This window comes from Clostridia bacterium (assembly GCA_017410375.1).
Classification (GTDB): Bacteria; Bacillota; Clostridia; order RGIG6154; family RGIG6154; genus RGIG6154.
On the sequence record JAFQQW010000019.1, the window covers coordinates 18457 to 28021 of the forward strand.

General features: G+C 42.2%; 14 protein-coding genes. 5 read left to right on the plus strand and 9 right to left on the minus strand.

The features are described 5' to 3' along the window. Positions 1-16: 16 nt before the first annotated feature. The 9 genes from IJE10_02800 to IJE10_02840 form a co-directional block, all read right to left on the minus strand. Complete coding sequence (locus IJE10_02800; GenBank protein MBQ2967036.1) at positions 17-259, minus strand: helix-turn-helix transcriptional regulator; 243 nt, start codon at positions 257-259, stop codon at positions 17-19. A gap of 63 nt (positions 260-322) precedes the next feature. Continuing rightward, positions 323-1183, minus strand: a complete 861-nt coding sequence (locus IJE10_02805) for a polysaccharide deacetylase family protein (protein ID MBQ2967037.1) — start codon at positions 1181-1183, stop codon at positions 323-325. 21 nt (positions 1184-1204) lie between these two features. After that, positions 1205-1891, minus strand: a complete 687-nt coding sequence (locus tag IJE10_02810; GenBank protein ID MBQ2967038.1) for a hypothetical protein — start codon at positions 1889-1891, stop codon at positions 1205-1207. Further along, positions 1888-2979 carry a hypothetical protein gene (locus tag IJE10_02815; protein MBQ2967039.1) on the minus strand — a complete coding sequence of 364 codons (1092 nt, stop codon included), beginning with the start codon at positions 2977-2979 and terminating at the stop codon, positions 1888-1890. Before IJE10_02815 ends, IJE10_02810 begins: the two co-directional genes overlap by 4 nt. Positions 2980-3012: 33 nt before the next feature. Further along, positions 3013-4047, minus strand: coding sequence for a Gfo/Idh/MocA family oxidoreductase (locus tag IJE10_02820; GenBank protein MBQ2967040.1), 1035 nt, complete (start codon positions 4045-4047; stop codon positions 3013-3015). A gap of 350 nt (positions 4048-4397) precedes the next feature. Next, positions 4398-4781, minus strand: coding sequence for a hypothetical protein (locus IJE10_02825; protein MBQ2967041.1), 384 nt, complete (start codon positions 4779-4781; stop codon positions 4398-4400). 15 nt (positions 4782-4796) lie between these two features. Beyond that, complete coding sequence (locus IJE10_02830) at positions 4797-5006, minus strand: hypothetical protein (GenBank protein MBQ2967042.1); 210 nt, start codon at positions 5004-5006, stop codon at positions 4797-4799. 65 nt (positions 5007-5071) lie between these two features. Continuing rightward, on the minus strand, positions 5072-5350 hold the full coding sequence (locus IJE10_02835; protein ID MBQ2967043.1) for a hypothetical protein: 279 nt from the start codon (positions 5348-5350) through the stop codon (positions 5072-5074). Next, positions 5293-6057: a hypothetical protein gene (locus IJE10_02840; GenBank protein MBQ2967044.1), complete on the minus strand. Its 765-nt coding sequence runs from the start codon at positions 6055-6057 to the stop codon at positions 5293-5295. The genes IJE10_02835 and IJE10_02840 overlap by 58 nt, the downstream gene beginning before the upstream one ends. 468 nt (positions 6058-6525) lie before the next feature. Between IJE10_02840 and IJE10_02845 the strand changes: the two genes are divergently transcribed. The 5 genes from IJE10_02845 to IJE10_02865 all read left to right on the plus strand — a co-directional run. After that, complete coding sequence (locus IJE10_02845) at positions 6526-6702, plus strand: helix-turn-helix transcriptional regulator (GenBank protein ID MBQ2967045.1); 177 nt, start codon at positions 6526-6528, stop codon at positions 6700-6702. Positions 6703-6716: 14 nt separating this feature from the next. Then, positions 6717-7709, plus strand: a complete 993-nt coding sequence (locus IJE10_02850) for a hypothetical protein (GenBank protein MBQ2967046.1) — start codon at positions 6717-6719, stop codon at positions 7707-7709. A gap of 167 nt (positions 7710-7876) precedes the next feature. Then, complete coding sequence (locus tag IJE10_02855; protein MBQ2967047.1) at positions 7877-8239, plus strand: hypothetical protein; 363 nt, start codon at positions 7877-7879, stop codon at positions 8237-8239. Between the two features lie 32 nt (positions 8240-8271). Further along, positions 8272-9357 carry a hypothetical protein gene (locus IJE10_02860; GenBank protein ID MBQ2967048.1) on the plus strand — a complete coding sequence of 362 codons (1086 nt, stop codon included), beginning with the start codon at positions 8272-8274 and terminating at the stop codon, positions 9355-9357. A 15-nt stretch (positions 9358-9372) separates the two neighbouring features. Beyond that, a partial coding sequence (locus IJE10_02865) for a TPM domain-containing protein (protein MBQ2967049.1) occupies positions 9373-9565 on the plus strand: 193 nt, incomplete at its 3' end.

Genomic DNA, 9565 nt, shown 5'->3' on the forward strand with positions numbered 1-9565 from the left:
CCGTATTGAGCTGTTTTCATTTAATTTCCTGTTCGAGGTTATCAAAATAGTCCGTGGAGAAAAATTCTCTCAATGTAATTTCTAAACCGTCACAAAGCTTTTTTATGGTACGAATGGATATGTCACGCCGAGCCGGATCTACCATGCTGTATGCTGTAGACGGTGTAACGCCCGATAGATTGGCAAGTGTATTGATTTTTATTTTTTTCGCATCGCAAAGTTCCTGAACTCTTTGCACAACAGCATCTTTCAAATCCATTTCAAAACACCTCTTGTATTTATTTGCCTAAAAGCTTATGGATATCACTTCGCATTTTGGCGCTTACTGAACGCTTAAGGTTTCACCGGGTGCTACGCTGTATAAAGTGCCGTCGATATCAAACCAGACGGTAAACAGATTGGGGTTATACACTTTTTGGCTGTTCGCACTCCATTTTAAACGCATGTAACCTTCCACATAATCGTAAATTTCAATATTGGTTGCGTACCAGATTTCATCGTTTCTGCTCACCGCTTCGCAGATTTCGGTTAAATGTTCCCAGTTATTCTTTCTGTCAAATTCAAAGCTGTGTCCCCAGATATACAAAAGAAGAGGCGGACTTGTTCTGCGATAACCCGTCTTGGGATTTGCCTCAAAAGCCAGGAATTTTTCAATATACTGCATAATTTCAGGATTATCATGATGCGCGGTGGGCATCCATGCATGCCAGTCCTGCGGCAACTCAAACTTATCGTTGTCGCCCCCTAAGGTTCTGGAATATGCAATACCAAGCTCGGTTAAATACCGCTTGACATCCTCGTATTTGGTACCGTTTGCGGTACGGGTAATGCCCGAATCCGGATACGCCATACCCCGTACAATGGTATCAAGCTCCTGCTCTAATTCCAGACGGTTATCCAAAACGTCCCGAATGCCGTCTATAACAGTCTGCACACCCATTGCCCGATGGCAATAGCCATGTACAGCCACCTCATGTCCGTTACCTAAAATAAATTCCTTAACCTGCTTGGCAGACAGTCCGGTATCCTTTTTCCAGCCAAAGCCGTTGAGATTAAAGGTGCCCTTCAAACCGTATTTTGCAAGGGTTTTTGCCGTGCGCTCGTCTGCAAAACAGCCGTCATCGTAGCTAAATGTTACCGCCTTCGGCTTTCCGCCGGGGAAACGTAAATATTTATATCTCATATTTTATCCCTCCGTTTTTTATCAGAATCCCATGCCTCCCATGTTATTCATGTTGTTCATATCATTGTTCATCATATTATTCATATCGTTGTTCATCATGGTATTCATGTCGGCCGCCATGGTATCGGAGGGGTTTATGCCGTAGCCCTGCTGATAACCGCCGTGGTCAAAGGGGGTTGCCGCTTTTCTTGCTTCATCCATCGTAAAATCCATAGCCTGCTGATTGAACTGTCTGTTCATCTCGTCCATCATGTGCTGATTGGCATCAAAGGCAGGATTTGTCGGCGCAGCCGAATACGTACCGCCCGGTGTATAGGTTTTTGGGGCTTTGCTTCCGGCGCCCGCTCTGACCGCATTTTTTATTTCGTTCAAAGCCTTTGCAGGAGATTCGTTTCCGGGGTCATAGGTATATTTATTGCGTTTATAGCATTTCACATAATGCGAGCCCATAATCACCGCTGCCGCCGCGATGGCAATCAGAAGAGCAAACATATCTACGCCCTGTTCTTCATAAACATTTATCGGCTCAACACCAATTTCGGGCATTTCGGGCATTTCGGGCATGCTTTCCACCATGCCTTCTACTTCCTCTTTCAAAACCTCGTTTACAGGCTCACCTGCCTGCTCTGCAAAAGGGAACGCGGTTACCGAAACAAGAGAGAGACAAAGCACCAACAGTGCCATCATAAATGTAATTATTCTTTTCATTTTACAGCACCTTCCTTTACCACATGCTTTTGAATCATTTCATAAATCGCTTTAACTTCCTCGTCGCTGAGCTTACCTGTTTTTTCGCTGATTCGCTGAATAACAGTTTCTAAATTACGCATGCCTGTAATCAATACGGGCATTTTATGGAATTCAATCATTTCGATTACATCCGCATTTCCAAACGCCGTCAGGATGTTTATCAGCGGATATTTGAATTGGGTGATCTCTGCAAGTGCCTTGTATTTCTCGAAGATTTCACCCACATAAGGTCTTACATCCACCGGCTGACCGTTGGGGCGCTCGACACGGAACATTTCTTCCGACTGTTTTTTAAGCTTGATATTATCATAGATAATGTTGAGCGAAAATACACCTCTTTTGGTGACAATTACACCGGGAGATTTAATTTCGCCCTCCGCCCATTTCAGCTTTGTGAAGGTGCGACCCTTTGCATCCTTTTCCTTGGGCAGAACATAAACGCCCTCTTCCTTTTCAAGGTTTCCAAGATATTCATCTGCCCGCTCGTCGGTGCTTGCAAGCGCCTCATCCAGCTTGGCGATGGTTTCGTAATCCTTTGCGGTTTCGCACATGGCACGCATTTCTCTATGGAGCATATTTTTAACTTCCATTTTACCCTCGGCAACCAAGTTAATCAGAATCTCGCCCTCGGATTTTTCCTGCTTCTTGTGGGCGGATTTTCTGCAGATTAAAATGTTTACAACACTTTGTACCGCACAGAACAGCAAAACAAGTCTTGAAAGACCGTTTGTTGCGTCTGTAAACAGCATAAAGCAGAACACACCGTAAATACCGCGTCCCAAAAGACCCGCGCTGTCAATATCGCATCTTTGGGAAAGGGGTGGTGTCACCAGTGTAAACACAAAGCCCCAGACCAATGCAAAAAGCACCATAACAAGACTTTCTGCCGGTACAACCACCGAATCATCCAAAAGACCTTTGCCCTTTAAAATGGTCATTGCCACCGAATAAAACAGGTTGACAATCAATATGGTTGCCGGCCAGCGCATAACAGAGGCGTTAAGCCATCTTAACAGAAATACCGGACTTTTTAAACCTTTCAACATTTCAAACACTCCTCAATGCAAAACTGCACCTTTTTATGCGTTTTGCTTTTTAATTTCTTCAATCACTTCCATAACCTTCAGGGCTTCTTCGCTCTGAATCGGATAATCCTTGCCTTCGCGGATTGCTTCGTAAAGGTAGGTCCATGTGTGGTCAAGCGGATTGGTATCCCAGGTTTTTTCTTCGGTTACAAAAGGCGTTTCGATGGCTTTGCCAAATTTTGCACCCTCGGGGGTGTGGGTAGATGCCTTTAAGTCTTCTACCTTAAAGTCCTCGGGCAGATATTTGATGGTGTAGGTATCACCGTTGCTCACCAGCGCACCGCGGGTACCGTAAACCACATATTCGGGCTGCGGAAGTGCGGTTGCACCGCTGATTTCCATTTCTACCGTTCTGCCGTTGATGCCTTCAAAAATAACGCGTACAAAATCCTCGCAGTCCCCGGCACAGATGACCTGCTTGATGTCTGAATACATTCTCTTATAATCACCGCCGCAGAAGCGTAAGGACTGGTCTACAATATGCGGACCCCAGTTTAACAGCTGACCGCCACCGTACTGGGAAAGAGTCTGCCAGTCACGACGGTAATCAAAGCCGTCCTGGTTACGGCGGATGAGGTAAACATCACCCAAAATGCCCGATTCAATAATCTGATTGACCTGCATGAATTTTGCCTCAAAGCGTCTGTTGTGGCGGATAAACAGCTTTCTTTCGCCTGTCTTTTCGCCCAATTCCATCAAAAGCTTTGCCTCTGCATAGGTCACAGACATGGGCTTTTCCAAAAATACAATTTTTCCTGCTTCAAGAGCCGTTTTTGCGTGCTTGAAATGGTCGCAGGAACGGGTGGATACGATCACCACTTCCACATCCGGGTCTTCCACCAGATCTTCCGGCTCGGTATATGTCTTACATTCGGGATATTTTTCGGTCATCCAACCAAGGCGCTCGGGGTCAATGTCGCAAACGGCTGTGTAGGTAAACATATCTTCTTTACCCTCCAGTTCCTTTAAATGCATGCCGTAGCCTGCTCTGCCCAAACCGATTGCACCTAATTTAATTTGTTTTTTCATCACACATCTCTCCATTTTTTCAGATTACAGCTTCATTATACAACGTTTTTTTGATAATAGCAACAAAAATATGTATACTTGCTCTGAATTCACATGTTTTCGGACGAAAAATCCATGTATTTCCTTAAAAACTGTAAAAAACTTTAGAAAAACAAATATTTTAGATATCATCTGCTTTATTCGCTTGTTTCAGCAAAGCAGAACAATAATGATGTAGTTTAATTTTAGTGAAATAATTTACCTCGCAAATTGTGAAATAGCAAGTTAACGCTTTCTGTGAAATAAAATAAATCGTTTTTTCTGTTTGTTCAAAACACTACCCTTCAAAAATGTTTTTGAAGGGTAGTGTTTTATTCTTCCATTTTTCGGGTCAGCTCCCTGATAAATGCATCCATTTCTTCGCTGTCCGGCAATCCGGAATTGAAATAGCCTTTTTTTAAAATTTCTATCCGGTCGTTGATGCCCAGCACCGTAACCTCCCTATCCTCTCCCATGTAGGTTAAAAAGGCTTGCGGCAATATAAGCGAGTCCCCGATCATTTCTTTCCGGCTTTCCAGAATCTTGTTGCTTCCGTAATATGCTTCTGCGTCTTCTACATCAGGCGGACAGATGACCACCGTAATCTCATCCTCTCCCCACTCGATGCAAAAGATTGAGCACATCCGGCTTTGCAGGTCAAATCCCAGCTGTATCCCGTTTTCACGGATGGTTTCCTGATAGCTTCCTATATACATTACACATTCTCCTTTTTATGTTTGGGACAGGACACTGTCGATATACTCGTTAACCAGGTCGGCAGCCTTATACGGTTGCTGTTCCGCCAGTTCCAGAATTCTTTGGACCGCATCCGGATGGTTCTTTATGGCATTATACGCCTTTCCGATATATCTGTCAAGGGTACATTCTCTTTTTTGCAGTGCCAGGAAATACGGTTGTCTTCCCGACCCGTTGTCTCGCATGTTACGCAGACTTGAAACGCGGTAATAATCTCCGTCCCGAATCAGACAAAGGTGCTCTGCACAGCCTACGCCCCAATCCGGTCCGAGGTAAATGCATTCCTTCGGCTCGCGCTGCGGACAAAATATACCTCTTCCTGCTCAAGCGGTTCTGCAAAAAGCATCATAAAGAGCTTTTTGGTGCTTTCGGCTAAATCTGCATACTCTTCCAGTGTAATCCGAGCCTTGTTCAGTACGGGAATTGTTTTTTCACCGTTTACAATTTCTTTTTCCAGACAACTGATTCTGTTCAGGTAGTCCTGAAACTCTTCTTCTCTGTTTTTGCGCAATGCCTGTCTGAGACGCATAACAGCACCTTCTCCGCCCTCGGCAAGCCACAAGGACAGCTTATTGAACAGCTTTTCCGGGCAGGCGGGCACAGCCTCTGTCCGGTATACTCAAAAATGCGCTTTTCAATTTCCATCTTTTTGCAGGACATAATGAATCCGCTTCTGGTCATTCCGGACATCTGAAATTCCAAAGTGTCCTTTGTCCGGCTCCAGCCTACATTCCCCAGCGATTCGCAAAAAGCCCTATCGTTCTTGGTATCCAGTCCGTCAAAGATAACCTCCAGCAACGAATCCATTACACATCTGTCCTTAAGATCTGCTTCGTCATACACCTTTGTAATAAACTGAACCTCTGTTTCATACGCTTTGTCGTCCACAATCCAGCCCAGTAAGGGACTGTAATCCCTGAATCCTGCCATCCTTGTCATAGCTTCCTGACCCTTGACAATATCCCGTATGGTGGTTTCTGTGCTGCCTCTGACAATCACAACCGAGCCGTATGTACGGGCAGGCAGGTGAATATATTTCAGCTCTTTAAAAATCTGCTCTATATCCCAACCCCGGTATTTAATCATCAAAAACGAATCCTTTTCCCGCACCTTCAGATGGCTGAAAATTTCATTCCTTTCCACACAGAAAGCGGTTTTCTCCTTTCGGGATAACGCATCCGCCTCATTAACAAATTCCGTCAGCTCCCGTTTGTTTAACATGCTTACAGATACCATAATCACACACCCTTTTTTATTTCTGTCTTTTTCCTCTTTACATTTATAACGCAAAACCGTCCTTTTTTTCGCAGCAAACCCGAAAAATCTTTTTTATCGCAAATTTCGACTTTGTCTGAACATACAGTGAGAGTAACATAGAAACTTTTTATCTTTCAGGAAACCAACAATTTCATATTGTGGTTCCTGAATTTCAAAAAAAGTGTTCCTTGATTTATTTTTTTCGAACACTTTTTTTATATCGAAGTGGCGTAACTGTGTGCCTTTTGGGGATTCCCTATTCGTATCTTGTTTCGCAAAAACTCACCGTCAACTCGCTAAAAATTCTCAAATCTATTGAAATTTATAACTAATTATGCTATAATGTGATATATTAGGAAGATTATTCGGGTAGGTGCTATGGTGGAAAACGGAATTATATTAAAAGTTAAGACGATGGGCTTTCAGGATTAGATAAAATTTGTTCGTATGCATCTGCAGCTCAATCAGGAGGAGCTTGCACGTCAAATGGGTATTTCCTTTGCAACTGCAAGCAGATGGGAACGAGAAAACAGAAAGTCGCAGCTTGCTCTGCTCGGCAGGTTCTACTCCTTCTGCCAAAGAAACGGAATAGAAATAGACTTATCTGATAATACGAATATATGATGGAGGAATAAAAAATGAGTATAGCTTATGGAATCCTCTGCGTCATATCGCTGGCTTTGATTGGTGTGTGCCTCGCAGTTGATAGAAAAAAAGATATATGTTTGTTGCTTTTGTTTATATCGGTGTTTGTGTGTAACTTAGGACAGTTTTTGATTTCAGTTGCACCAAGCCTTTCCTCTGCACTTAACGGTAATAGGATTGCATATTTAGGTCAGGTTTTTCTGCCACTTCTTATGCTGAAAATGATACTGAATTTATGTAGTCTTAATTATAAAAAGTGGCTTCTGCCTACGCTTTCACTTATCAGCATAGCCGTGCTTTTCGTAACACTTACACCTGGATTTTTCCCTTGCTATTATAAAAATGTTTCAATAGAGGTTGCAGATGGAGTAACAAGGCTTATTCGTGATTACGGCCCTTTGCACTTACTCTACTACATATATCTGCTTTTGTACTTTGCTTTAATGCTGATTGTAATTATACATTCTGCAGTTAAAAAGAAAATTACATCTACACTCCACACAACCTTCTTATTGTGCGCGGTGCTGTGCAGTATTGTAATATGGTTTGCAGAACAGTTCTTTCCTCGTGGATTTGAATTTTTAACGGTGTCCTATGTGATTTCTGAGCTTTTCATTTTGCTTTTGTACGGAATTTTACAGGAGTACGGTATCAGGGGTGAAAACGGAAGCATCATAATCGCAAACACTTCAAAGAAAGCAGAAGAATATCTGTCGGGAGCGATTCAATCTGACGATGATAGCACAGCACTTTTTAGTGAAAAAGATATTGACTGCATATTAGCATGCGAGAAAATCGTCAGTCGGATTACCGAAAGAGAAAAAGAGGTCTTGATAAAACTGCTTGCCAACAAACAACGAAAAGAAATTGCAGACGAGTTGTTTGTAACCGAGAGCACTATCAAAAAACATACAAGCTCCATTTATGCAAAGTTCAATGTAGCAAACCGATTTGAACTATATGCTAAATTAAAAAAATATATCTGAAGCTGACAAATTTGCCGTCCATTGAAAAATGGGCGGTTTTTTTGTGCAAAAATCAGGCATGGTAGCCCTGGGTCTACCCCCTAAAATTCCAAAAAGTAGCCCTAGGGCTAATATACAAAATTAATGTTTTTAAGTAAAATTATATTATAGATAAAGGAGGTAGTACGATGCTAAGTCCAATCACAAAAAAATACACAGACGAATCGTCAATGAAACAGTTTAAGTTTGTTTTCTATTGCGACTGTTGTGGTAAGGCAATCCAAACACAGGCCTATGACTTCAACAGTGCTTTTGCACAAAAAACTTTTCTGTCCAATGATGAAAAAGAAGCTCGTGCAATCATTTATGCAAATGAACATGCGGCAGCATATGAGCGCGCAAACAACGAAGTAAGGCTAAACTTAAACCGTTGCGAAATATGTGGGGATATGATTTGCGAGGATTGCTCCGTATATTCAGACGAGCTTGGTGGCGGAGTTTGCTGCACAAAATGTGCTGAGGCAAACAATGAGATAAAAATCGCAAAATAAGCACTCTACCATTATGAAGGGAGGTAAATTCCATGGATGTGGTACAAAACTATAAATGTCCTTGTTGTACAGCACCTTTAGTGTTTGATGCCGAAACGCAGAATTTAACATGTGAGTCTTGCGACAATACTTTCCCACTTGAAACGATGCAGCAAATGACAGAAGGCTCTGCCGATTCCGGTGGCACATCAAAATACGATTGGGAAAGCTATACACCGAGAAGCTACGAGGATACAAACGAGGTTAAACTTTCAAATTATTCCTGTCCCTCCTGCGGAGCAGAAATTCAGGGCGATGATACACTTGGCTCCACAGTTTGTCCATATTGCGGAAACTCTACTATCGTCAAAGGTCAGTTTGAAGGAACACTAAAGCCTGATTACATAATTCCGTTTAAGCTAAATAAAAAATCTGCAATAGAGGCTTTTGAGGGTGATTTCAAAAATGCACCGTTTTTGCCTGATGAATTTAAGAATAAAAGAAAAATTGAAGAGATGGCAGGCGTGTATGTTCCGTTCTGGATGTTTGATTGCGACTGTGATGCGGCAGTAAGCTACAATGCAGAAAGGGTAACTGCATGGAGCGACTCAAACTATAATTACACTAAAACCGATTATTTTAAGTTGTTCAGAAGCGGAAGTATCGGTTTTGCCAATATCCCTGTGGATGCATCAAAAAAGGCAGAAGACAGCTATATGGAAGCGGTGGAACCTTTTAATTATGAAGATGCCGTTGAATTTTCAGGAGCTTATCTTTCGGGATATTTAGCTGATAAATATGATGTATCGGCTGAAGAAAGTATTGACCGAGCAAATGAGCGAGTTGAAAATTCAACCATTGAGGCATTTAATGACACTACCAACCGTTATACAGCAGTAATTCCCGAAAACTCAAGGGTAAGCTTTTCAAACGGCAAGATAAGATACTCTCTCCTTCCTGTATGGATGCTCAATATTAAGTATATGGATAAAATGTATAAATTCGCCATTAACGGACAAACGGGAAAGGTCGTTGGCGAGTATCCTGTTGATAACAGCAAAAAATGGAAGTATTTTTGGAAGATTGCAGGCATTGCATATGTAGCAGCGGCCGCTATCGGCTGGATGCTTTTGCATTAAGGGGGTGGTTGATATATGAAAAAATTGTTTTCTTGTGTTTTACTTACTCTACTCTTGCTCACTTTGCTTTTGCCCGTATATGCATCATTTGAAAATCCTTCAATTGTGGATGAAGCAGGATATTTGATGCAATCGGAGCTTGCATCACTTACAGAAAAGCTTGATAAAGTCAGAAACGAATATGATTTTGAGGTAGCAATTTATACAG